Origin of the sequence: Pseudoalteromonas shioyasakiensis (assembly GCF_022398475.1) — a bacterium.
In the GTDB taxonomy this organism is placed as follows: domain Bacteria; phylum Pseudomonadota; class Gammaproteobacteria; order Enterobacterales; family Alteromonadaceae; genus Pseudoalteromonas.
Map to the genome: position 1 here is coordinate 20,429 of NZ_JAKEVM010000016.1, position 22,411 is coordinate 42,839.

Annotated in this window: 24 protein-coding genes and 1 pseudogene; 14 read left to right on the forward strand and 11 right to left on the reverse strand. The window is 37.1% G+C overall.

Going from position 1 to position 22,411, the window contains the following annotated elements:
- Positions 1-26 precede the first annotated feature (26 nt).
- From L1D51_RS05105 to L1D51_RS05115, 3 genes are all read left to right on the forward strand, one after another.
- Positions 27-1,325 carry a hypothetical protein gene (locus L1D51_RS05105; protein ID WP_239962988.1) on the forward strand — a complete coding sequence of 433 codons (1,299 nt, stop codon included), beginning with the start codon at positions 27-29 and terminating at the stop codon, positions 1,323-1,325.
- Between the two features lie 55 nt (positions 1,326-1,380).
- Entirely contained in the window at positions 1,381-2,106 is a 726-nt protein-coding gene (locus L1D51_RS05110; protein WP_239962989.1) for a hypothetical protein, read from the forward strand.
- Positions 2,107-2,175: 69 nt separating this feature from the next.
- Complete coding sequence (locus tag L1D51_RS05115; protein WP_239962990.1) at positions 2,176-2,949, forward strand: PRTRC system ThiF family protein; 774 nt, start codon at positions 2,176-2,178, stop codon at positions 2,947-2,949.
- A 2-nt stretch (positions 2,950-2,951) separates the two neighbouring features.
- Here the strand turns inward: L1D51_RS05115 and L1D51_RS05120 are convergent, their stop codons facing one another.
- Entirely contained in the window at positions 2,952-3,254 is a 303-nt protein-coding gene (locus tag L1D51_RS05120) for a hypothetical protein (protein ID WP_239962991.1), read from the reverse strand.
- A 196-nt stretch (positions 3,255-3,450) separates the two neighbouring features.
- Between L1D51_RS05120 and L1D51_RS05125 the strand changes: the two genes are divergently transcribed.
- Entirely contained in the window at positions 3,451-4,218 is a 768-nt protein-coding gene (locus L1D51_RS05125; RefSeq protein ID WP_239962992.1) for an EAL domain-containing protein, read from the forward strand.
- Between the two features lies 1 nt (position 4,219).
- On the opposite strand, the gene L1D51_RS05130 is transcribed toward L1D51_RS05125, so the two are convergent.
- On the reverse strand, positions 4,220-4,897 hold the full coding sequence (locus L1D51_RS05130) for a zinc-finger-containing protein (protein WP_239962993.1): 678 nt from the start codon (positions 4,895-4,897) through the stop codon (positions 4,220-4,222).
- A 301-nt stretch (positions 4,898-5,198) separates the two neighbouring features.
- Here L1D51_RS05130 and L1D51_RS05135 point away from each other — a divergent pair, with 301 nt between their 5' ends.
- Positions 5,199-5,636, forward strand: a complete 438-nt coding sequence (locus tag L1D51_RS05135; RefSeq protein ID WP_239962995.1) for a hypothetical protein — start codon at positions 5,199-5,201, stop codon at positions 5,634-5,636.
- A 64-nt stretch (positions 5,637-5,700) separates the two neighbouring features.
- Here L1D51_RS05135 and L1D51_RS05140 read toward each other — a convergent pair whose 3' ends face one another.
- From L1D51_RS05140 to L1D51_RS21845, 4 genes and pseudogenes are all read right to left on the reverse strand, one after another.
- Positions 5,701-8,298, reverse strand: a complete 2,598-nt coding sequence (locus tag L1D51_RS05140) for a TraC family protein (RefSeq protein WP_239962997.1) — start codon at positions 8,296-8,298, stop codon at positions 5,701-5,703.
- Positions 8,299-8,312: 14 nt separating this feature from the next.
- The gene (locus tag L1D51_RS05145) at positions 8,313-9,041 is read right to left on the reverse strand and encodes a TraV family lipoprotein (RefSeq protein ID WP_239962998.1); all 729 of its coding nucleotides are present in this window, start codon (positions 9,039-9,041) and stop codon (positions 8,313-8,315) included.
- Between the two features lie 6 nt (positions 9,042-9,047).
- Positions 9,048-9,782, reverse strand: coding sequence for a DsbC family protein (locus L1D51_RS05150; RefSeq protein WP_239963000.1), 735 nt, complete (start codon positions 9,780-9,782; stop codon positions 9,048-9,050).
- Positions 9,783-10,292: 510 nt separating this feature from the next.
- A pseudogene (locus L1D51_RS21845) lies at positions 10,293-10,388 on the reverse strand (IS200/IS605 family transposase); the annotation flags it as partial.
- Between the two features lie 38 nt (positions 10,389-10,426).
- On the opposite strand from L1D51_RS21845, the gene L1D51_RS05155 reads away from it, so the two are divergent.
- Positions 10,427-11,653, forward strand: coding sequence for an RNA-guided endonuclease InsQ/TnpB family protein (locus L1D51_RS05155; protein WP_239963002.1), 1,227 nt, complete (start codon positions 10,427-10,429; stop codon positions 11,651-11,653).
- A 30-nt stretch (positions 11,654-11,683) separates the two neighbouring features.
- Here the strand turns inward: L1D51_RS05155 and L1D51_RS05160 are convergent, their stop codons facing one another.
- Positions 11,684-12,172: a HipA N-terminal domain-containing protein gene (locus tag L1D51_RS05160; RefSeq protein WP_239963004.1), complete on the reverse strand. Its 489-nt coding sequence runs from the start codon at positions 12,170-12,172 to the stop codon at positions 11,684-11,686.
- Positions 12,165-12,449: a helix-turn-helix domain-containing protein gene (locus L1D51_RS05165; RefSeq protein ID WP_239963012.1), complete on the reverse strand. Its 285-nt coding sequence runs from the start codon at positions 12,447-12,449 to the stop codon at positions 12,165-12,167. The genes L1D51_RS05160 and L1D51_RS05165 overlap by 8 nt, the downstream gene beginning before the upstream one ends.
- Positions 12,450-12,634: 185 nt before the next feature.
- Between L1D51_RS05165 and L1D51_RS05170 the strand changes: the two genes are divergently transcribed.
- Positions 12,635-12,934, forward strand: coding sequence for a hypothetical protein (locus L1D51_RS05170; RefSeq protein ID WP_239963014.1), 300 nt, complete (start codon positions 12,635-12,637; stop codon positions 12,932-12,934).
- A gap of 473 nt (positions 12,935-13,407) precedes the next feature.
- Here L1D51_RS05170 and L1D51_RS05175 read toward each other — a convergent pair whose 3' ends face one another.
- From L1D51_RS05175 to L1D51_RS05185, 3 genes are all read right to left on the reverse strand, one after another.
- Positions 13,408-13,911, reverse strand: a complete 504-nt coding sequence (locus tag L1D51_RS05175) for a DUF4411 family protein (protein ID WP_239963015.1) — start codon at positions 13,909-13,911, stop codon at positions 13,408-13,410.
- Positions 13,908-15,041, reverse strand: a complete 1,134-nt coding sequence (locus tag L1D51_RS05180) for an ImmA/IrrE family metallo-endopeptidase (RefSeq protein WP_239963017.1) — start codon at positions 15,039-15,041, stop codon at positions 13,908-13,910. The genes L1D51_RS05175 and L1D51_RS05180 overlap by 4 nt, the downstream gene beginning before the upstream one ends.
- 357 nt (positions 15,042-15,398) lie before the next feature.
- A complete protein-coding gene (locus L1D51_RS05185; RefSeq protein ID WP_239963019.1) occupies positions 15,399-15,797 on the reverse strand; it encodes a DUF4236 domain-containing protein in 399 nt (132 codons plus the stop codon).
- 351 nt (positions 15,798-16,148) lie between these two features.
- Between L1D51_RS05185 and hxsD the strand changes: the two genes are divergently transcribed.
- The 7 genes from hxsD to L1D51_RS05220 are packed head-to-tail and all read left to right on the forward strand — an operon-like array spanning position 16,149 to position 22,406.
- Positions 16,149-16,421, forward strand: a complete 273-nt coding sequence (gene hxsD / locus L1D51_RS05190; RefSeq protein WP_239963021.1) for a His-Xaa-Ser system protein HxsD — start codon at positions 16,149-16,151, stop codon at positions 16,419-16,421.
- On the forward strand, positions 16,418-17,821 hold the full coding sequence (gene hxsB, locus L1D51_RS05195; protein ID WP_239963023.1) for a His-Xaa-Ser system radical SAM maturase HxsB: 1,404 nt from the start codon (positions 16,418-16,420) through the stop codon (positions 17,819-17,821). The genes hxsD and hxsB overlap by 4 nt, the downstream gene beginning before the upstream one ends.
- The gene (gene hxsC / locus L1D51_RS05200) at positions 17,814-18,914 is read left to right on the forward strand and encodes a His-Xaa-Ser system radical SAM maturase HxsC (RefSeq protein ID WP_239963025.1); all 1,101 of its coding nucleotides are present in this window, start codon (positions 17,814-17,816) and stop codon (positions 18,912-18,914) included. Before hxsB ends, hxsC begins: the two co-directional genes overlap by 8 nt.
- Positions 18,911-19,480, forward strand: a complete 570-nt coding sequence (gene hxsA, locus L1D51_RS05205) for a His-Xaa-Ser repeat protein HxsA (protein ID WP_239963027.1) — start codon at positions 18,911-18,913, stop codon at positions 19,478-19,480. The genes hxsC and hxsA overlap by 4 nt, the downstream gene beginning before the upstream one ends.
- The gene (locus L1D51_RS05210; protein WP_239963029.1) at positions 19,477-19,842 is read left to right on the forward strand and encodes a TIGR03982 family His-Xaa-Ser system protein; all 366 of its coding nucleotides are present in this window, start codon (positions 19,477-19,479) and stop codon (positions 19,840-19,842) included. The genes hxsA and L1D51_RS05210 overlap by 4 nt, the downstream gene beginning before the upstream one ends.
- The gene (locus L1D51_RS05215) at positions 19,842-21,074 is read left to right on the forward strand and encodes a His-Xaa-Ser system-associated MauG-like protein (protein WP_239963031.1); all 1,233 of its coding nucleotides are present in this window, start codon (positions 19,842-19,844) and stop codon (positions 21,072-21,074) included. Before L1D51_RS05210 ends, L1D51_RS05215 begins: the two co-directional genes overlap by 1 nt.
- The gene (locus L1D51_RS05220; RefSeq protein WP_239963032.1) at positions 21,075-22,406 is read left to right on the forward strand and encodes a cytochrome-c peroxidase; all 1,332 of its coding nucleotides are present in this window, start codon (positions 21,075-21,077) and stop codon (positions 22,404-22,406) included.
- Positions 22,407-22,411: the final 5 nt, after the last annotated feature.

Below are 22,411 nucleotides of genomic sequence, written 5' to 3' on the forward strand. Positions count from 1 at the left end.
TCAACAAAAAAAGGGGTCTCAGAAGAATGTTCATCTCACGTACAGAGGAAATTGGAGCTTGGTCGCTTACCCAAGCAGCCATGCCCTTACAAAGGGAAATGGTTACCCCCGCTCATGTAGCTCTTCCACATCAACAGCTGTACGGTGTTGTCCCTATGATAACGCCTCAAGCAAAAGAAAAAATAGATGAGCAAACCCTTTTAGCGGCAGGCCATTTAACAACCTTGGCAGATGACTGGAGTTCTTGGAAACCTTTTTTACAAGGGATTCAAAAGCATTCATTAGCCGATGAGTTGCTTGAAAGTGTTCTAACGAGTGAAGTGAATACAGTCAAGCAGGCTTTGGCACTTAAAGACCTACATGACTTAACTATTAACGCAATTGAATCTCAACTCAGTGATTACAAAGAGTTTTGGTTAAGTAAGCTCAAAGAGTTTGGGTTATCAACTAATGAACAAATTGCTGATTTTATGACTAGGACTGTAGAGCTAGGCATTGAATCTGTGTTCTTTGAGGCTTCTAAATATACCTATTATTCATCTCCAGATGCCTACTTGAAGTTTACGTATGGTCAAGGTCTGGCTGTGCTTGATATTGATTTAAAAGATAAGCCAAAGCCATTAAGAGATCTGACAGTGAATTTAATCAATGTTTTAGCCTGTATTGGTACTTATAATACATCGCTCGATTTGATGTACTCGCACAGTGTTGATCAGGAATTGATGGAATATGTACGAGATCTAAGTTCTGAAAGTCGTAATGCATTGAAAGAGTCTGTATTTGAGCTTGAAGATGAAGAATTGGCTTTGTTTCTTAATGAGCATCACTCAGGAGTGGCAGAAGAATTTATTGATATGTATGGTGATATTGATAGCCTGATATTTAGTTTAAAAGACTGTATAGAGTTTAACTTTGACCTTCATAATGACGGTTTATTTAATGATCTGTTTTTCTATGATGATTTGAAAACTAGTCTCAAAAATATTTTAGCTGTGTTACAGAATTGGTCTGATACACAAAACCCCCTTGTATCTCATCCACTCGCTTATAAATTGAAGGTCCTTAGTGAGCTATTACTTTCTCATTGCCAATATGATTTGGTTAATTATTTTGAAACTTGTTCTGATGTAATTGTTTCGGATTTACGTGTTATTAGTTTTGATTTAGCTAATGATACAGCGGCTTTAAATAACTTAAATCAATACTTCAATGAGACTTGTGAAAACGGCGAATTAAAAATTGACCTAACAGATGTCCGTTGTCTGGATGCATTAAAGCAAATGCGTATGGCTGATGTGTTAATAGGGGTTTTAGTTTCAAGTTAAGCGCGTTTATCATCGTTGGGTATTCTGTTTTTACCTTCTAAATTCGGAGATAAAAATGAATAATCATACACCACAGGTTGCTCTTGTATTTCATGGGCAATCTGCGAACAATATCTTTTGTGCAACAAAGCACATGATTGATAGTGATGGCATGAAGTTAGGTGAATACATTGATGTACCAGAATGTATAGAAATAATGCGCACACAACTCTCACCTAAAAAAATTGAAACTAAAACCGATGATTTAGAACTGCTGCCAAGCAATGTGATCTTAAATAACAGTAAAGCGCTGGTATGGCACAAACCTTCTCATAAAGGAATTTTTTGGTATAGAAGTCATAACGCCAAGACTGAATTTTCAATTATCTACCCTGCCCTTCTTTTTTGTTTGGAAAAAGGTAAACAAGGAGAACCTAATGGGTTAATTGTGTTTGCTTTGCCAAGTAATCAACGACCCAATGAAAATACGCATTTGTATCATGCGCCACTGATGAATATTTATTCGAATGGAGTTGTTTGCCAAGGAAATGCAACTTTACCCAAAAAGATCATATCAATTGCTGAATGCATGAATGATGTTGAGAAAACTGTACTGGCCTCAAACTTCACTCACGTAAACCACGAAAAGACCCTTAAAGCAAAGGAAGTTGTAACAACGCAAAATTTGCTCGCATTTTGGAGCGCTAAAGCCAACACAAAGAGCCTAAGCAATGCAAAAGTAAGAATGCGAGAGTTAAATCGATTTATGCGTTTGGGAGAGTTTTTAAGTTCGGCCTTGTGAATATTTCACATTCAAATTGATAGTGAATAATTCACATTGTATGTCCGGTCACATTAAAAGGGTTAAAAAATGAACACGTTTTCAATTCCATCAGAGTGGATTTCTAAACCATTAAATGTATTAGTTATTGGTGCGGGTGGTACAGGATCTGCGTTTTTATCAGAATGTTTTCAACTTGATTATTTATTGCGAAAGGTCACTAATCATCAAGTTCACTTAAACATCAGTGTGTATGACGATGATAAAGTGAGTGAATCAAATGTCGGTAGGCAAGGATTTTATCCTGTTGATGTTGGTATGTATAAAGCTGAAACGCTTGTTTCAAGATTTAATTTACATGGCAATTTGAGTTGGAAATATAAAAATGAGCGTTTACTGCCAGAGGTATTTGATTATAGAAACTATGACTTGGTGGTTACTTGTGTAGATAAAGCAAAGATTCGTGCTGATTTGGGGCGTTTTTTTGCTAATGATAATCGTGGTTCTCGTTATAATAAATCACTTATGTGGTTAGATTTGGGTAACGGACGCGCATCAGGTCAGATTATTTTAGGTCACGCTTACGAGCAAATTAATAAGCTACCCAATGTGTTTGATTTATACCCCCAATTAGAGAGTATTGTTGATGTTGACGAGGACTCTTGTAGCCACATAGAAGCTCTACGTAAACAAGAGTATGGAATTAACAAAAAGGTTGTACTGGAAGCAACAAGGCTTTTGTGGGAGTTATTAAGAAAGGGATCTATTTCGCATCATGGTTCTTATGTCGATTTAGAGAGTGCGACAGTAAAACCTTTAAAAATAGACCCTGTTTGCTGGCAAGTGCTAGGTTACAACTCTTAAGGTTAGTTATTTTCACCAGTTCGCATTGCCGCTAATTCCTTTGACGCTTCAAGCTTGGCGGCTTTCCCACCTCTCAATACATCAATAATGCACTTTGCAATGTATCCGCAGATTAAGGCTGGAGCGACAAGTCTAAATAAAATAATTAATGTTGCTGCATTAGCTATTAAATATAGGCTTGCACCAAAACAAATGAATAGCACGAACAAGATAAATTGGTATCCCACGTTCACCTGTTCATCAACAGTTCGTTTTGAATTACCGCTGCTAATTTTCACGATCATTTTGCTCAATGTAGAACTCATACAATATGCTCCTTAGTTAATATCCCCATCAAATTAGCACCTACTTATAGTTGGGCATGTCGAAAAAACTGCAAAATTAAACAATTTTTCATTGTTTAACCTTTGTTTAGTAATTTATTACCTGAATTTATCTTTTTTTTAAGTATTAGGTTGGGTTTGTTGATATAGAGTTAGTGTATTAATGCGAGGGGTTACTATGCTAGCTGACAATCGAGAAATTATTATTGAATCAGATGTGAGTGCGATACATCAGGCGGAATTTGATTTTAAAAGTTTCACATTTCATTTTCAGCCAATTTTCTGCCTTAAAACTAATAAGGTCGTTATGTATGAAGCTCTGTTAAGGTCGCGACAGTTTGCTAGTATTTCAATTGAAGAACTTGTTATAGATGTAATCTCTTCAGGTAAATCAGATCAGCTAACCTTGCTAACCCTTGAGGCTATAAGGCCATATGTAAGCGATCCGAAGTTTAATGACGTAAAGTTTACAGTGAATTTAGAACCTGCCCAAGTTGCTTCTGAGGGCTTTAAGCGATTGGTTAATTATTACTTTCGAAAATTCAAAATTGATATGACAAGAGTGATATTTGAAATTACTGAGCGCCCCTGTTCGCACAAGATGTTCAATGATGTTTTGGTGAACACCAATTCAATGACAGCAAATGGGTATCTATTTGCGATTGATGATTTTGGTACCGGTGTCTCTAATTTTGAAATGCTATGCGAGCTTGATGTGTACATGATAAAGCTTGATGGAAACTTTGGTATTAAGTCCCTGCATGATATTAACTGCCAGAAGGTTTTTAAATTCGTATCGACTTTCAACGAGTCTTTCGGATGTAAAGTCTGTGCTGAGGGCTTGGAGACTGAAGAACAAGTAGAATTAGCAAGAGGCCTTGGCTTTTGTTTTGGCCAAGGCTATGGGTTGGGAGTGCCAAAAGTATTAACGGGTATTGTGGAATAATTTAAATTATAAGTTTCGTAAAGTTTATCGCTGATTTACATTGTTGTTCGGTAAATTTACCAATATGACAATCATTAGGTTTAACTTCTAGGTAGTTAGCCAACTGTCTGTACACATCAACTCTTGCAAAACCATACTCTTTCCAAAGTACATCTATTATTTTGTGTGCTTTTTGTCTTGCGCTTCTAGTGCCGGCATTAGCCAGGGTTCCTTGAGGTAAGTTATCTCCTTTGTGCACTGCAACGTATGAATCACATCCTGATTTGTAGTTTTCACAAAGATATATTAAACCGTGATCTTTACCTTTGAATATGTGCTTTGATTCTGAAAGTGATGCTAACCCGGAACAGTATTCACATCGAACTTTGATGTCCACTGCAGCTCTTGAGTTTTTTCCCATCACAATATCTTCTAGAAAGTGGATGAAATACATTCGCATCGATTTTTCAGCTAAGTCAGTTAAGTAATTAGCTTTATGCTTCAGCTCCCCTATAAGTGCCAGAGATAGAGCTTCATGCCGGTGATCAGAGAGCAACTTGCTTAGTTCGTTTACATAGCTATACGTAGAAGCATCAACTATTCCAGACTTAGATAGTTGCTCTTGGACCAGTTTTTTTAGATCGACTTGGTTTAAATAAATCACAGCTTTGCCTTGTTTTAGTGTTTGTATGTCTTCCATTAAACCCTGGTTAAACAATTGCGCTGGAATTCAAAAAAAAACTCAATTTTCTCTATTTTAATCTCTGCCTCAATTTTTTAGCGTGAAATAATGAGTGACATAAGGAGGTGTAAATGAAACCAAAAAAATCAATACCAGTCTCCCAATTAGCCCTTTATTACTCAGATAGAGAATTATTTAGGAAAGCTAAAGGTGGTGCATTCGATAAAAAACTGGCTAAAAGAGGCACGCGAGAGCACGCCCGGGCAGGTAAAAGTTCAAATCTAATACGCGCTGTGTTTTTAACTATTATAGGTTTCATATGTTACTTATTATTCAAATTTTCCTATTTTTCTCTATCGTAGTGATCGTACTTATTGCAAAAGGGTATAGCGTCAAGAGAAAGCTACAAGTGCCTCTTTATTATCTATTTCTTGGTGGTGATGTTGGGGGGCGAAAACCAATAAAGGTAGAAAATAAGAATCTAGTCGGTATGCCAGATGCCCTATTCTTCAATCTATTAAAGCTTAGGTTTGTTGTATGTGAATTTAAGTCTCGAAACTATACTGGAGTAAATTTATATGAAAGAGCTCAAATTACATTGTATATGGGAATGCTGAACAAATGGTATCTACCTGCACCGCAAGGTATTGTTGCATATGGTAATGGTTTTGCTGTTCGAGTTAGGTTTAATAAATCATTGTTCAATGAAATTTGCGGTCTTCGAAAGCAGTGCTTAGTTGAATTGGGCAAGTTTTAACAACTCGCTTCATCTGCAATTTATCTGTGCGTACACATACATATACGTGTACGCACAGAGGTGATTACCCCCTTCCCTTCTCTTTATTTGCAAGCCCTAGAGCTTCTTTAATTGAATAACCTTGAGACTTAAACTTGTCTACTAACTCCCTGTCATCTGGATCTGTTGAGTAAACTAGTTGGGTTTCTTTATCTACAAAAAGCTTAACAATTTCCCTCGATTGCCCGTATCTCACTAAGATTTCTGAGTAATGGCCCTTATCAGTATGAACGCTTTTCATTAAATCATAGTCTTGATCTGTACCATCATACGCTTTTAACTCTTTGAGTTTATCAACGGCTTCCGGTTCCTGGGCCAACATAAACTTCCATGGACTATTGTTAACAATGGCCATCCCTGCTTGGCTTTGGTAAGCATCAAGTAAGCTCTGTGTGATACAAATGCCAGCTGCACGTGTTTTCCTGAATCGACGCCAACCTGTTTCAAGGAATTCGGCTAGATAATTGATTTTACCCGGTTTGTCTTTAAGGTATTCCCAAGCTTCATCGAGAATGAAAAGTTTTCTTTGTTTGTTGCCTGATAAAAACATTGCATGTTGAGCTGCGTTGATAAGGCTCATCAGAACACATTGTGATAAGTGAGGTTGCGAGGATAGTTCATCCATCTCACAAACGATTAATCGTGATTTGAAGTTTATTGGTGGGTATTTCTTACCAAAAAAGTCTCCAAAAATTCCGCCTTCACACCATGGTTTTAGTTGGCGCCCTATCCTCTTTATTTCAACATCTTGGTGCTTTTCACACAGCTCAGAAAAGTCTGTGATTGATGAATCTTTCCCTTTAAGGTTCCAAAGCTCAGTGAGTACTGTAAGCATTTCTGTAGATTGGTAGTCACTTAAATCACCTGATTCTGACGCCATTGCTTTCAGCAAGGAATGAACCATGGCTGCTTGACCTTCTTTGCCATAAAAGTCATCAATATTTGCAAATGGATCAAGCGAAAACTTCATGTTCTCATTGAAGTCAATGAATTGAGCATTCTTATACTGGCTTGCTAAGTTTTCATATGAGCGACCTTTGTCAATAACAAACACTTGAGCGCCGTCAGTATCGCTGCCCACATCAAGCCTGCTTTTAACACCAGAGCCTAGATATGAAGTGATTAGCTTATTATTGAAAAATGACTTACCAGCTCCAGAGCGAGCGCAAATAAGTGCATTAAAGGAGCCATCTGTTTCAAATATGTCTAAACCGAATATTTGCCCAAAGCGCGTGACAAACTCTAGAATTGGCCGTGAAGTGTTTCCTTTCCAACTCGCGCTATGTGGTAATAAAAATACAGCCCCTTTTGCCGTCCATTCATCAAACCGGTCTGATAATTTTATATATTCATCATCAAGTCCAAGAGGTAAAGCGTTTAAGAAAGTGCTAGGCGCCAAAATTGTTTCTATGTTGAACTTATACTCTTTACGTTTGAAGAATGCCTGCAATTTCCTAGTCGCCGTGAATGTTTCTTTCTTACTTTCACCAAGGATTATTAAATTAAGGCTAATTTTACATAATCTGGAGTTTTTCAGTTCATCTTCGATTGCAAAGTAGTCTTGTGCCTGGTCTTTTAAGGTTGAAACCCACTCCAGCATTTTTCCTTTTGCTTGTTTTTTTAGCCATTTGTTACGGCGATCAAATTCTTCATTTGCCGAATGAATACTTGGTAACTGCACGTTAAGTGTCATTAAATATGGGTTCCAAGCAACCGTACGCTTGCCAAAACGCCAATCACCTAGCAGGTTTATAATATCACCGTAGTTTAAGTAATCGGGTGTTTGCTTGAGGGTCATGACTGAAGCAAATCCATTTGATTTCTCATCTAAAGATGAAAATTCTAGACCATATTCATCACGGTTAATTATTCCGCCCTGCTCTAATATTTGCGCACCCAGTGGGACAAGTTTGTTGATTTCTACTTTATCTCGCCAAAGCGCATTAGGTGAATGATTGAAGAAAGTCTGCATTCTTGAAAGCCATTCTTCATCATTTAAAATCAATGGGGCTAAGCCTAACCCTTCGAATATTGAATATGTTCTATCTTTTATCTCTAGGAACTCTTTGAGCTCTTTATCGGAAGGGATAAAGTTTTTAACTGGGATTTTTACTGTGATCCAATGTTCAAAATCTCTTGGCCGGATACCTGATTTTTTATCAAGAGACTCTTTTCTTGCTTTAGAGTAATAATTAATTACTGATTCGCTCATTGCATCAGCAAGCTCACCGTCTTCACCACCAATTCGCTTCCCTCGTAGTTGCCTGTAACCATTTAGAAAGCCATCTATTCGTGGTAAAGCAGCTAGGCTTAGTTGAATTAATGTGTTGTGAGGAAACTCATCAGATAGAAAGCCTTCGTAGGCTGTTCTTATTTCGTTGTTTACCCCGTTAGTTGGTTGGCAGGCGATAACAAATCCAATGTAACCGCCTTCCATTAAGAACATTTGATATTCTTTAATATATTCCATTACACAGTTTAATTCTGCGGCTTTATTACCTCCGAGAAGCTTTTGTTGATCTTCAATGGTGCTTCGCCAAAGGGGGCCAGCAAAATTCTGCTGGGTTTCTTCGATATCTGGATTCAATATCTTTTCGATAGCTTCTTGGATTTTATTCAGCATGCTATACACCTATTTTACTTATTAGCCTCAGGCTGAGGTCTAGAAATGCTCAACGGATCGATACCTTTGGCCATAGTTTCTTTTCTTTGGCTTGTTACTTTGCTTTTCTTTATTGTTTGAAATGGTAATACTCGACTTGGGCGCATTTGAGCTTGATGGCCTGTTACCCAGCGTCTTGGTTGTAATTCAATATAAACGAAGCCTGGAATATTCAAATCTCCAGACTTATCTTCCCAAGCAGCAACATAAATACGCATTGCTTTAGCTTCTTCTAGAACAGCGAGAGGCTCTGGCGCGATATCATTTGGAACGTAATTGAAAGTTCTTAAGTCATCTAACTTATCTAACTCATCGTGTGATTGTTTCGAATATGACATTGTGTCATTGCTAGCGATACCAACAATGTTGGCTTTGTCATAATCCTGTGCGTTTTGTCTTCGCAAACTTCTTGGTTCATATACGTATGTGATGTCTTCCCCTTCACTATTAACGTAAATGACTTTTTGGTTTCCTTCTGAATTTGACTTTTTTTCACCTTCGTTTTTTGCATATTCTGAAGTCATCATGTGCTCAAGGTGGTCTTGATTGTTGGTTAACTCATAAACCTCCATCGGCCCTTTACAGAGACCAAGTTCCGGTTTACCTGCACATGAAAACTCCTCTTCACCAATCGTAAATGCTGAACACCCAGAAAATAATGAGGCTATGGCTAGAATTGAGCTGATTTTAAAGATTTCTTTCATTGCTAGTTACTCCATCTCAAGCCATGCATCAAAATCGCTTGGTAGCCCATTAAAGGTTAAACCATCTTCACGAACTAGGAATGGGGTTCCTCTAGCCTCAAGCAATCCCATAACGATAGGTGCTTTTTGAACAGCCTTTGCATCGCAGTCTTCTCTCATTTCTGTTGCTAGTTTTGTCTTGTTCATAAGGTCGATGACAGCTTTAGATTTATCAACAGCGCAATTTAGGCGTTTGGACTCTAGTAAAGATTGGCTGCCCAGCATCGCTGTTAGTACAAAGTCAACATTGTACTTTTCTGGAGATTGCTGAATTTTATTGAACAGGGCGTGGCAGTATCCGCAATTAGGGTCAACGAATATTGTTGCTTGCTTGGGTATGTCTTGGTTACCAAATGATAGTGTTGCAAGCTCATCTAGTTTTACGCCCATTTTTTCAAGAGGGACACGGTGAGCATTTCTTGCTTCGCTCAATTCATCAATAGTTCGCCTAAACCATGTATCAATTAACTGCCCTTGAAATACAAAGCGGCCATTCTTAGATACAAAATATGTTTGTCCTGATTTAGTCTTAACCAGCATTAAGTTTTCAACAGGGAGTTCTTGAATACCTTCGATATCACCTTTTTGAGAAAGAGTTTGTTTTAATTCTTTCGGATTAATTGATTTCGCCATTGAAGATACGCTTAAAAGACTTACAGTTGCTGATAGGCCAATAGCTGTAATTTTTTTCTTTAGTGACATTGTGACTTACTCTTTAAATTGACATACATGTCATTGTAATCTTGGCTATAGAGTGAAAAGGGGAGATTAATTACTGATTTTTGCTTTTTTTCATGGGTTTGGACAAAACAGAGTTTTACTAACTCGATGGTTGATATGCTTGTTTAATCAACAAATTAAGATGAATTTAGGATACTCAAAGCTCTAAATACTTAGTTTTAGGCATGATAAAGCCTTAGGTTGGTAAAATACTGATCTAAGGTTAAGGTTGATATATACCAACCTTAACGAATAAAGTTTGTCACATATCAAGACTTCACAATGACATGGTGTTGTCGAAATGAAACATCTTCGTAATCTTCCTCATCGAATGCATCACACCATGAATTTATGTGCTCACTTGTAATAGGCTCTTGTAAAAAACCACTTTCCAAAACTAATGGTAAGCTTCTATGGGCTATTCGTTGCTTTATACAGCGTTCAATTGATAGATCGATGGTAATGATAGTGAGCTTTTCATTTTCACTATTCCAGATTTCCGTTTAGTAAAGGTTTTCTGTACTTAACTACCAGAATTAAATGAAGTGCAATTAAATATTTGCAGTGAGATTTAGTTTCATATTCCAACTTGATAACTCGACCTTATACAGTAGTCTATACAGTGTATGAAAAAGACGCTCAGATACAACTACAGGCTAAATCCTACGCCAGAGCAAGAAGCTAAGCTTATTGAGTTTGGTGCGACAGCGCGTGGCATTTGGAATCTGTTGTTGTCTGAAAATATGCGTCGATATGAGTACGATAAGACGTTCTTGTTTTACAAAGAAATGGCCTCGCTTCTTAAGGAATTAAAGCCTTTCGAAGAGTTTGCGTGGATTAAATCTTTTGATTCAGCAGCGGCTCAGCAGGTTRCTCGCGATTTAGAAACKGCTGTTAAGAATGCTTTTTCAAAGGTTCGTTTGCAGCGCTTTCCAAAGCATAAAGTCTCATACAAAAAGAAAAAACTTCACAACGACTCGTTTCGAGCCGTCAATAATTCCAATTGCATTCGAATCGAAAATGGCGCTATYAGTATTCCGAARGTCGGCAAAGTGCCAATCGTTCTGCATCGTGAGCTAGTGRGCAAAATTAAGACCGTCACTGTTCAATATCGTCACGGAAAATGGGAATGCAGTATCACTCAGGAAGTGGAATGCAAAACGGCTAAACAAGTTTTGGAAACGATCACTGGCTTTGACATCAACTCAAAGCAAACGGTGGTTGGTTCGAACGGTTTCGTGGCCGACAAYCCGAAGTTTTTAAAGCAAGCAATAGAGAAGTTAAATCAATTGCAACGCCAGCTTGCACGTCGAACCATAGGTTCAAATCGCTGGCAAAAAACAAAACAACGCATCAATAAATTACATGGAAAAATCTCAAGGCAAAGGCTGGACTTTGCGCACAAAACTTCACGACAGATAACCAATGAAAATGATATTTTAGTGTTCGAAGATTTAAACGTAAAAGCGATGCAAAAGTTCAATGGTAGTATGGTTGCAGATAACGTGATGGGTTTGATCACTCAGCTTTCAAAGTATAAAGCTGAGCTAGAAGGCAAGCTCTATCATGAAATAGGTCGTTTTGAAAAATCCACTGGAATTTGTTCGGAGTGCAGGCAACGCCATGTTTTAACATTGAATGATAGGCGTTTTACTTGTACGGCTTGCGGAGCGTATCAAAGCCGCGATCTAGCTGCAGCTAGAAGCATAGCTAGTACAGGTGAATTAGATATAATTGCGGCTGGAATCGTCGCAAGGGTAACACCCGCATCTCAGCAGAAACAATCTGTTAAAACGAAAGTCTTCGAATTATCGAAGTTGGATTTTGGATCTGAGAAAAAAGAAGCAGCCTAGCTGTTAAGCTAGACTGTAGAAGCCCTGTGATCAGAGTGAACCGATGTCGCTGGGTAGTTCACGCTGTGCTCCAGCGAGTGACATCCGACTACCTTCCCTCTTATTCAATGGTGCTTTAGGGAGGGCTTTTATCCTCTCTGAAAGAGGAGATAATTCTAAAGGCTCAGCACTCGGTTCAGGCATGACACTACCCTCAGGCAACATTATTAAGGCTCCAGCGGACTCAATACCTGACACTTCTAGTAATGCAAATGAATCGGAGTGGTCAACTTGCGCATCTTTTGCTAATAATTTGCGCGCGTTTTCTTCGGGTAAAAGATTATCAAAAAAGCTCTGAACAGGACGTTTAGTACCTGTATCTAATGTCATTTCATTTTGAATTGGTATATCCGGTGACAAGGAAATGTTTTTATCTGAGTTAACCCACTCTTGTGCATATTCAAAAGCACAAAAGCCATTCACATCTTTTAACTCACCCATTTTTTTTGCACTTACAAATACTGTGAGCGATCTATTCATTATCAAGTATCTCATTAATGCGCTTGATTAGTTTACTTTGTGCTGAAGCATCTGATGGAGGCAGCGCGAAGTCTATTTTCATTTCAATACCAAGTGACTCCATCAAATCAAATAACCTGCTTACGGACAATGAACCTCTCCCCTTTTCAAAGTCACCTACCGTATTGATACTATTGCCCGAAAACTCTCCAATTGTTTTTTGGTCTAATCCTTGGCTTTTTCTAACAGAAGATAATAATTTACCTAATTGCTTTGCTGAACTAACAGATATTTCCATTTTTAGCTCCAAAATTCACAGATATTTGTGAATAATAGAGAAATATAATCAATAGGGCAATAAATTCACAATATAATGTGAAAAATGCAATTCATATAGATACTGCAAATTGACTAGATAGACTCACAAGGAATAGAATATTAATAGGTACAATTTAGGAAGGAACTTAAAAAGGATTTTTATGTATGACCAAAATTAAAATCAATAAAGTTAGAAGTTTATCCCATCTAATGGTTTTATTGCTTATTACCTTTGCATTGATGCAAATTTCAACATCATTAACAATATTTACCACAATTCTTGTTTTAATCTATTTGGCGCTCATTCTTTCCTCAACAGTTAAAGCTTATTCTCAAGGAATTTATTTTAAAACTTTCAATACAGAAAATTTCTATTCAGCAGAAGATATTAAAGAAGGTGCAATTCCATTTCTTCTATATTACTGGGATACCAAAAATAGCTCATTAAAGTCATTATACAAATGAAGCTAAAGTGCATAAATTATGAATCCCCCCAAGGATGAAAGTAATCAGTTCTTACACCCGTTCTTTTCACAAGTGATTTTACTATGAGTGTTAGTCAATGTGTTGGGTTTCCTCGGTATTGGAAAAACGTTTTAGGTTGTCATCTGCGTTAAGTGAATTCGGCATAAATTTTTAGGGACTAACGCCGCATTAAGATGCTTAATGCAACGCCACCACTTTACCTATACGACTCAAACTAAAAATATTGGCTAAAAACTCCAAATTCAGTAGTGCAGAACTCGCTTGAATGTACGCCAAATACTAATGTCACGGATAAGAAAATTTAGAGCCGGAAATTACCGGTTTTAAACGTTATTGAAACAAGGTTAGCGTTATTGCTACTGAATTACTTATGAGGTTTGGATTAGTTAGTGGAGGCGCTTCAAGTATGATTAGCGAGCTATACTTTTTGAAAGTAAATAGGGCTCTAAAGCCTAAGGGGTTGATGTATGCATAACAAATTTAGCTTCTAAATTGTTTAGTAGCTCAAAAGTGTTGATATAAGATACTTTGAAGTGCTCACAAATGTTTGGGATTAAGATTTTTCTCTTGATTTTTTTGTCGAGCTTTTCGTGGGTAACTATCACTGATCCAGTTGTTATAGCTTTAGCAATTAACCAAGGGTCAGCCCCTCTCAGAAACTCTTCATGTGTTCCGTCTTTCATCTCGGTTAGAGACATTACATAATTCACCACATTTGCGAAGGCAAGTTGGGTTGCTTCATCATCATTAGATTCAAACAAACCTGGATGTTCTTTAGCCCATATCGCTAGTTCATCATTACCGTTAATCAGCTCTTTCTTTATGAATTCGATACTTGAAACGCCGCAATGCTTGTTTGATTGCAATAACCACTGCCAATAGCCCGGACAAATTGTCATCGAATAGTACCGATTTTTCGCTTCAATAAATGTATTTGCATCTAGCAGGTAATTCATAAGGCAAGTTTGCTCGCGTACGTTTTAATTTTATTAGGTTGAATTCCCAATAAGCTCCCTGCATCCCGAAGTAGAATCCGCCCACTCATAGCTTCTGCAACAACTGCACTAGAAAATAAAGCACTGTTACGGGCACCCGCAGTAATGTTAAAGTCTCCTCCGCTGCTTTTTTTGCGTCTGAACGCTTTCATTTCACGTTGGTAAAATTCTCTATAAGTATCGGAGTCTATAGCGTTACAGTCGAAAGCCCGTTTAGCCACAACGAGTTTACTAACGTGAAATCTAGAACTAATTGCTACAACATTATTTAGTAGGCTAACTAGAGGGTTCCACATTTCATGGAATTCTTTCTCAGGGACTAAAAATTCGCCAGCTACAGCATTGCAGAACTTTTCTTCTTCAGCATGTTCGTTGCCAAGATCAGAAACCCCACTACTGCCTATCCAAAGATGAGCTAACTCATGAATAAGCGTAAAAAGTCTTGCGGCTGGCGCGTCAGAGCTATTGATGAATATTACAGGCGCTAATTTGTCGGAGATGGCAAAGCCTCGAAACTCACTAACTTCGAGCTTTCTTCTGGTGTTATTACCTACAATGCCACTTCTCATAACAAGAATGCGAGAGTTTTCAGCAGCGTTGATTAGTTGACGTTGATAGTCTTCCCAAGAGCCTTTTTGAGGCAGTGGAACTCCTAATTCACCTCTTATGTCTTGTGCAACATCATAAACAGTATTTTTTGTATTAAAGCGACCGACAAACGGCAATTCCTCTTCGCCAATTTGTCGCAAATACTCTTTGTACCACTGTTGTTTATACATTACCTGCTTAATGATGTCTCTCATTTCAACTGATACTTCATCACGATGCTTGTTACCTATAGTTCTGAGATCAGGTATAGGTAGCTCTTCTTTAGGAGGGTTAACTAAAAATAGGTAACCAAAAGGAATATTAGTGGCGCTTGCAATTTTCTGGGCTTGAACAAATGTAGGCTTAGATGTTCCAGCCTCCCATTCAACTACGCGTTCAACCTTTTTAATCCCTAATTTTTGAGCAAAATCCTCCTTGCTTAAGCCGGCTCGTTGCCGTGCCCAAGTTACAATTTGGGGATTAATTAATGCTTGCGTTGCCATGATCTCTACTACTTAATTTATTGTAACCACAATACATATTATAGGCGGCATTGTACATAACTTGTTATATTAGTCGCTAGCGGAATTGCCTCGGATAGTGCGAAAGCTAGATTCTTAATGTAAGCATGCCCAACTGAATTGCACACATAATTAGAAAATGCATGGTGAATGAGGGTTTAGTGAAGTGCCTTATCAATAAATCGAAACATGGAGAAGGGCATAAAATAAGTTACGGCCTAAGGATGGATTTGTCTTAAACGTACGGTCGTAACATCGCTATTACACGACAGCCTTGTAGTTGATTGATTTGTAGCAGTCTTTAATAGAAACGAATGTAGATCGCTATACGTTGCTTTGTTAGGGCTGTTGGATAACTGAATATATAAGCCAAAACAACCAAGCGAAACTTGTGACTCTTGAAATTGTGGAGTGTCCTTTGCGAAGAGTATACCAAGCAAAGATGTACGGCAGGAAAAAAATTCCCATACCAAGCAAAAAGCGAACTTTTCGTACATCAGTGTCAATTTGTGGTGGTAAGCTACTCTTAAGGTTTACGTGCTTAGAAGTCCCATCGGGTTTATAAACCACCTGGGCGTGAGAGATTCCGCTACCGGGTATACCTCCTGTAGCACGAATACCTTTCTCACTCGCATTCAGAGTTAAACCTTTACCTCCCAAAGAAAGACTACTAATCCCTTTTTTACCTATATTAACCCGTACACCTTTTCCAACTTTTATACTCTTTCGAAACCCCATGCACGCAATCTCCTTTGTGCCTTAACACCTTTATCAGAGGACACTCTCCAGATTTAGCGTGAAAACGTCCTTATATGCTCTTACATTAATAGCAAATAGTGTAAGTTATTACCATATAACAATTAATAAAGGTTAGGGAATCACTAACAGCATTTTGAATTCAGCCGACATACTACAATAGGATATAACTAATTAAAGTATTTATTATCTTCTCTCAGGTAATGAAGGTTTTAAAGTGGCCTAAAAAATATCTGAGGCTTACACTACTTGTTGCTATTACACATCGATCACATTATGACTCAATGTAACCACTTCTAGCGATGGAAATTCAAATTTGCAGGAGAATAATTAATGATTTTGTCTTTAAGTAAGAAGCTTTATTCTGAATTAGTTTTTAGAAAAGCACTCTACTGGTTAAAGTCAGAGTACCAATGGACAATGGAAGAGAATGAGGGCGAATGGCTGATTAAGCTTAATTGCAGCCAAGAAGATTTTGTTAATTGTAATTATGAATTACATAAGTTGCTAAATGATTATTCGTTAAGAGAAAAAATTGACTCGCAGACTGATGATTTAAAATTAGCAATCATCAGGAAAGCATTAAAGGATTTGAGTAAGGAATGACTAATTACAAAAGTTTACCTATTAAATTTAGGGAATTAAAAGATGGAAGGACAGTTATTTCAAATTTGGCTAACACTTACCATGTTCTTGATAATATACAATCGTTGAGAGATGCTTTTGAACTCGGTCAATGCACAGATAAAAATTTACTCAATGAATTGGAACAAAAGCTATTTATTACTTCTGATGCAGATTTTGAGAGTAAGGTACATTTAACCACTTCAGCTTTCAGCAAAAGAATTAATAAAGACCTAACCTCTCCTCGACTCATTATGATCGTACCGACTTTGCGTTGTGATCATCATTGCTCATATTGCCAAGTGAGTAGAGTTAATGCAGATCTAAGTGGTTTTGATTTGCAATCTTCTCAAATCCCATCACTTATAAACTACATAACGAAAATAGAAAAGCCTCCTTACAAAATTGAGTTTCAGGGAGGAGAACCGTTACTTGCATTTGATTTTATTCAAACCTTTTATGAACAGTTTGAAATTGAAGTGGGAAAAGAAAACTTTAATATTGTTATCGCAACAAGCTTATCGCTAATTGATGAATCGATAATCAATTGGTGTAGAGGTAAAAATGTTGGCTTCTCAACGAGTATAGATGCAGGCAAAAAAGCGCATAACAAACATAGAAAACTAATAACAAAAGATTCCTTTGAGTTAGTTCAAAAGAATATAAATTGGATACACCATGAGCTAGGCAGAGAAAAGATCGGAACTGTTACAACCGTAACAAGAGATGGTCTGGAGGGCTATGACGAATTAGTCGATACTCACTTGGCTCTAGGGCTGATAGGAATGTTTGTGAGACCAGTTAGTTCATATGGTTTTGCAGAAGAAAAACAAGCTAAAGACATTTCGATCATTGATTTTATGGTTTTTTATAAAAAGCTTATTAGTCGAATTCTAAATGAAAACCTTTCGGGTACGCCTTTAATCGAACATTTTTTGCTGATTCATTATAAGCGGCTATTAAATTCACCGTCTGCTGCGTATATTGACCTCATGGCTCCAGCTGGTTACCTAAAAAACAGTATTTTAATTGATTACACCGGAAATGTGTTTGGTTCAGATGAAGCCAGAATGGTCTATCGAAAATATGGAGCAGACGAATTAATTATAGGGCATATTAATAATACTGAATTAAACCTAGAACACTCAACTCAACTTCTTGCTCATTCATTCAATTTTGATGTTCCGGGTTGCTCTGATTGTGTTTACCAAGGCAGTTGTGGTTCCGATCCTATTTATCACTTGCAAGATTTTGGAGAGCCTATTGGAGATAAAAGCTATTCCAGGTTTTGTGAACTTCACAAAAGTATCTTTGATTTTATTTTTGAACTTATCCGAGATCAGAAATATAAAAATGTATTAGATGGGTGGTTAAATGACTGAAGTAGCAAGACCTGATTCATTCTACGTTGAAGAACTTGATGGTGTATTTGGCCCCATTCAAATATTGAAATATCGAGATGCCATTAAAGAAACATCTCCTTTACCTAAATTATTGATATGTGAATCGAAAACTCCAGATTCAACAATAAAAACAATCAGGAATCCACTCTTAGATAAATGGACTAATCATGGAGACATAGGACTTCTGAACGGACGAGGGCAAGTTCGAGTAGTCCTTTGCTGCAGTGCGAATGCAAATACCCTATTAGTTACTGAGCGCTGCGATAATCTTTGCTTATTTTGCTCGCAGCCACCAAGAGACGTCGATGATACTGTACTTTTTGCATATGCTGCTCAGTCCATTGTCTCATTTGGGAGCTCTGATGTAATTGGAATTTCTGGCGGGGAACCATTACTTGATAAAAAAGCTATACTCAACTTCTTCAAGATTCTCAATGAATTTAATGACAAAACACCACTACATATATTGTCGAATGGTAGAGCATTCAAAGATATTAACTTCACAGAAAACTTTAAAGAAGCTGCATTAAAACGAAAAATAGAAATTGGAATCCCCTTATACTCTGCATCTAGTCGCACTCACGATTATTTGGTAAATAGTAAGGGAGCATGGAATGATACGATAAAGGGATTGATTAATGCAGGAAACAAAGGTATACCAATTGAATTAAGGGTCATACCTACAAAGGCTAATTTCAATGAATTGTCTTCAATAGTAGAAATGGCATTAACATGTTTCAACTCAATCACTCGTGTTTCAATAATGAACCTAGAGCAAACGGGATGGGCTAAAAAAAACTGGAAAAATCTGTATTTAAAGCCAGAATTTTATCATGACGAACTGCAAAAAACTTGTCTTCTAGGTAACAGGTTTGGGGTTGAAATTTCTTTGTTTAATTATCCTCTATGCCATATCCCTGAAGAACTTTATAAATTTGCGAAGAAATCAATAAGTGACTGGAAAAATACGTTTCCACCTGAATGTGAGTATTGTACGATTAAGTCAGATTGCGGAGGCTTTTTTTCTTCAATAAAACATATGGAAGTAACGCCAAAAGGGAGAATACTGTGAGAAAAATAAAAAATTTAGTTGGTCTATTTAGTGGTTTCGCCGCTATCACTGCAAATGCTAGCAATGATATTGTTTCTTCTGACGAGGGCAAAAAAAAGTTTCAATTTATTGATGATGTCGAAAGCGCACCTTTAAATACAGGTGAAATGCCAATTTTTTTGGCAGGGCACAGAAGTCATTCATCTCACGCTAGTCATTCTTCTCATCGCTCATCATCTGGTGGCACTTACACGCCTAGAACGACACCTACTCCAGCGCCTCGAACTGCTCCTGTAAGCTCTCCATCAGATCCTTTGGGGCAACCATCAAGACCTAAATCAACTATCCCAGCTGCCGAGGAATCTAATTTTCAAAAGGTCATGTCGGATGCAGAAAAAAGAAAAAATATCATTCTAAGAGTACAGTTAACACTTCAAGCATTAGATTTCTATCACGGGAAGTTAGATGGAATTATGGGGCCTGAAACGAGAAAAGCCGTAAATAAATATAGACTATCTGTTGGGCAAACTGCTAAAGAGAAGCTCGATATTGAAGTTCTCAATTCGCTAGGAATTTTAGTGCAATGAAAGCACTAAATATAACATTTAAACTCTGCGTAATAATTTTTGTCCTTGGCTATGTATTTAAAGAGTATTTAATTCCTGAATACACCTTCTATAAAAACAAGTCTGAGTATATGAAATTAACGTTGAAATGTGCTCATGCAATGGATAGTAATTGGTATATAGAGCAACAGCAAAATGATGCATTAAAAAAGTCTAGCGAATTACAACTTCTTGATTGCCATGACTATGACAAGCTTCGAAAGCTAATGTTATCAAATGGAATTTCAGAATATAGATTATCGGCCTTAGGGTTAGTGGCTTTAGAAATACACCAGAAACCAGCGGAAGAACTAGCTAAACATCATAAATTCAGGGAGAGATAATGAAGTGGTTAACTTGTTTATTGATACTAGCTTCGTTAGGTGCCAATGCTTCTGATATTGACTTTAAGTTAAAGAAAGTTATTGAAATATATGGCTTAACGGGCTTCGATTGTAATGCTGTTCAAAACAATAACAAAGATCTGACTGCATTAGGTGAAGCTCTTTTCGAAAGTAAACTATTAAGCGGTGGTAATGACACATCTTGCTCTACATGCCATTTAAAAGATCTAAATAGGGTCGATGGGTTGCCGTTATCCGTAGGTGTTGGCGGGAGTGGCGAAGGTGAAGAACGTTTAAAAGATGGTAAAGGGATAATTGTTCCAAGAAATTCATTTACCTTAGTTGGAAGAGGCCACAAAGACTTTAAAACCTATTTTTGGGATGGAAAAGTTGAGCAAGAACAAGGCAGACTTGTATCAATAATCGGTGATGATGTATCAAAGGGTTTTGATTCGCCTTTAGCTTTGGCTGCTGTTTTGCCTGTTTTGGCTAGAGACGAATTCTTGGGATTGTTGAGCGAAAGTACAAGTAATGAGATGGTTTCAATTGATGATTCATATTATGAAGAACGTTATAAGCACGCATCGAAATTTCTAAATAGGAAAATATTAAATTCACAAGGTCAGGATTGGGAAGAGTTAAAAACTAAATTTGTAGAAAGTGGCATTGAAATTGAAAAAATTCAATTATCAGACATAGGTAATGCAATAAGCTCCTTTCTTGTTAATAAAGAAAATTGCATTCAAAATAATTGGAGCAAGTACATCAAGGGAGATACCAATGCTTTAAATACTGCTCAGAAACAAGGTGCCTTTCTTTTCTACGGAAAAGGTCGATGTGCTTCCTGTCATAGCGGTGACCTTTTAAGTGATTTTAAGTTCCACTCAATTGCAACCCCTCAGGGGCAGTTTGGTGTTAGTGTTGATGGGCAAGACCTAGGACGCTCTGAAATATCGTTAAAATATGGAGACCGATTCAAATTTAAGACGCCATCATTGTTGGATGTATCGAGTACAAAGCCATACGGACATAATGGAATATTTAACTCTTTGGATGAAGTGGTACTATTTCATTTGAATCCAATTCCATTCTTTAAAGATCGAGATATGTCAAAAGATGAGTTGTACAACTATGGCCGTATATTAGCAAGTAGGTCTGAGTTATTGTCATACATTGAAATTTTTGACGAAGAGGAATTTCAAAATTTACTAGAATTTTTGAAAACTCTATAGATGAATAAAATTATATTAGCTGTTGTTGTATTTGCTTTCTTTTATACTAGTATAGCTAGTTCTAAACTAGATGATCATCAATGGTTGCTAGAGTTCATAGAAAAAAATGAAATAGTTCCAATACGGAATGAACCTAAACTATTAGATGCTCAGTATAATTTGGGGCAAGCATTATTTTTTGAAAAGCTATTGAGTACAAATAAAGACACGGCTTGTTCGACATGCCATTTGGTAAATAACCACACTTCTGATTCATTACGAAAAGCTATAGGCGCTGGAGGTCATAACTTAGGGGCATTGCGATTAGCTGATGAAGGTAATGAACCACTGGACCGAAATACTCAAGCGTTATTTAATCTTGATAACAATGAAGTAAAAAAATTGTTCTGGGATGGGCGTGTGGAAGTTGACCTTCAAGGGCCAATTAAATTTTTAACTCCTCTAGGCAAGCACGTTCCTTTGGGCCTAGAAAATGCCCTAGCGGCTCAATCATTGATACCAATAATTAGCAACTCAGAGCTAAAAAGTCACACATGTTCTTTAGTTGGCAAAGAGCAAGATTACTGTAAAAAGTTGTACGGAAACTTCAAAAATGTAAATGAGTCCATTTGGAATCTGGTTTATTTAAGTTTCATTCAGCATCGCCTAATTGGGCATTCAGGTAATCAAGGCTTATCTTCAGTACAGAAAAAATATAGAAAATTATTTGAGTCTGCTTACCCACATAAGAGCAATTTTACTATAAGCGATTTAGCGAATGCTTTGGCTAGATTTCAAGAGATTGCTTTCGCAACGCGTAAAACACCTTGGGACGAGTTTTTGAAAGGTAACATACAAATGCCAGAGGCAGAGGTTAAAGGAGCACGGTTATTTTTTGACAAATATAAATGCAATAATTGTCACTCAAATACACTTTTTTCAGACTTTGATTTTCATTCTATTGGTGTAGTAAGCCTCAAAAAAGATAAAAGTATTGATGAAGGTAGGTTTGAGGTTACAGATAATTTAAAAGATTTTCTAAAATTTAGAACCCCATCATTAAGAAATGTAACTTTGACAGCACCATATATGCATGATGGCTCTATTGATAGTCTTGAACAGGCGATTTACAAGCACTTTACTGGATGTTTACCAGAACATGATTATAACGAGGTATGTACTCGCACTCTATTTAAATATAAGGATATGATTCAACAAAATGAGGTCATAGTATTAATTGAATTTTTGAAATTTTTAGAAGATAAGACTCATATTATTGAGGATTTTGTTCCCTCCAAAGTTCCTAGTGGGCTTACGGTTGACGAGCTGAATACTACGGATGTTCTGAATTGATATAT

What these genes read in the sequence shown, in the direction of transcription:
- L1D51_RS05160 (WP_239963004.1), bottom strand. Translation starts at nt 12,172, where the DNA reads ATGAATAGATCGCTCACAGTATTTGTAAGTGCAAAAAAAATGGGTGAG.
- hxsC (WP_239963025.1), top strand. Translation starts at nt 17,814, where the DNA reads ATGACTGAAGTAGCAAGACCTGATTCATTCTACGTTGAAGAACTTGAT.
- L1D51_RS05210 (WP_239963029.1), top strand. Translation starts at nt 19,477, where the DNA reads ATGAAAGCACTAAATATAACATTTAAACTCTGCGTAATAATTTTTGTC.
- hxsB (WP_239963023.1), top strand. Translation starts at nt 16,418, where the DNA reads ATGACTAATTACAAAAGTTTACCTATTAAATTTAGGGAATTAAAAGAT.
- L1D51_RS05175 (WP_239963015.1), bottom strand. Translation starts at nt 13,911, where the DNA reads ATGAATTACCTGCTAGATGCAAATACATTTATTGAAGCGAAAAATCGG.
- L1D51_RS05135 (WP_239962995.1), top strand. Translation starts at nt 5,199, where the DNA reads ATGTTACTTATTATTCAAATTTTCCTATTTTTCTCTATCGTAGTGATC.
- L1D51_RS05185 (WP_239963019.1), bottom strand. Translation starts at nt 15,797, where the DNA reads ATGGGGTTTCGAAAGAGTATAAAAGTTGGAAAAGGTGTACGGGTTAAT.
- L1D51_RS05180 (WP_239963017.1), bottom strand. Translation starts at nt 15,041, where the DNA reads ATGGCAACGCAAGCATTAATTAATCCCCAAATTGTAACTTGGGCACGG.
- L1D51_RS05115 (WP_239962990.1), top strand. Translation starts at nt 2,176, where the DNA reads ATGAACACGTTTTCAATTCCATCAGAGTGGATTTCTAAACCATTAAAT.
- L1D51_RS05170 (WP_239963014.1), top strand. Translation starts at nt 12,635, where the DNA reads ATGACCAAAATTAAAATCAATAAAGTTAGAAGTTTATCCCATCTAATG.
- L1D51_RS05125 (WP_239962992.1), top strand. Translation starts at nt 3,451, where the DNA reads ATGCTAGCTGACAATCGAGAAATTATTATTGAATCAGATGTGAGTGCG.
- hxsD (WP_239963021.1), top strand. Translation starts at nt 16,149, where the DNA reads ATGATTTTGTCTTTAAGTAAGAAGCTTTATTCTGAATTAGTTTTTAGA.
- L1D51_RS05165 (WP_239963012.1), bottom strand. Translation starts at nt 12,449, where the DNA reads ATGGAAATATCTGTTAGTTCAGCAAAGCAATTAGGTAAATTATTATCT.
- L1D51_RS05110 (WP_239962989.1), top strand. Translation starts at nt 1,381, where the DNA reads ATGAATAATCATACACCACAGGTTGCTCTTGTATTTCATGGGCAATCT.
- L1D51_RS05145 (WP_239962998.1), bottom strand. Translation starts at nt 9,041, where the DNA reads ATGAAAGAAATCTTTAAAATCAGCTCAATTCTAGCCATAGCCTCATTA.
- L1D51_RS05150 (WP_239963000.1), bottom strand. Translation starts at nt 9,782, where the DNA reads ATGTCACTAAAGAAAAAAATTACAGCTATTGGCCTATCAGCAACTGTA.
- L1D51_RS05130 (WP_239962993.1), bottom strand. Translation starts at nt 4,897, where the DNA reads ATGGAAGACATACAAACACTAAAACAAGGCAAAGCTGTGATTTATTTA.
- L1D51_RS05140 (WP_239962997.1), bottom strand. Translation starts at nt 8,298, where the DNA reads ATGCTGAATAAAATCCAAGAAGCTATCGAAAAGATATTGAATCCAGAT.
- L1D51_RS05220 (WP_239963032.1), top strand. Translation starts at nt 21,075, where the DNA reads ATGAATAAAATTATATTAGCTGTTGTTGTATTTGCTTTCTTTTATACT.
- L1D51_RS05105 (WP_239962988.1), top strand. Translation starts at nt 27, where the DNA reads ATGTTCATCTCACGTACAGAGGAAATTGGAGCTTGGTCGCTTACCCAA.
- L1D51_RS05120 (WP_239962991.1), bottom strand. Translation starts at nt 3,254, where the DNA reads ATGAGTTCTACATTGAGCAAAATGATCGTGAAAATTAGCAGCGGTAAT.
- L1D51_RS05215 (WP_239963031.1), top strand. Translation starts at nt 19,842, where the DNA reads ATGAAGTGGTTAACTTGTTTATTGATACTAGCTTCGTTAGGTGCCAAT.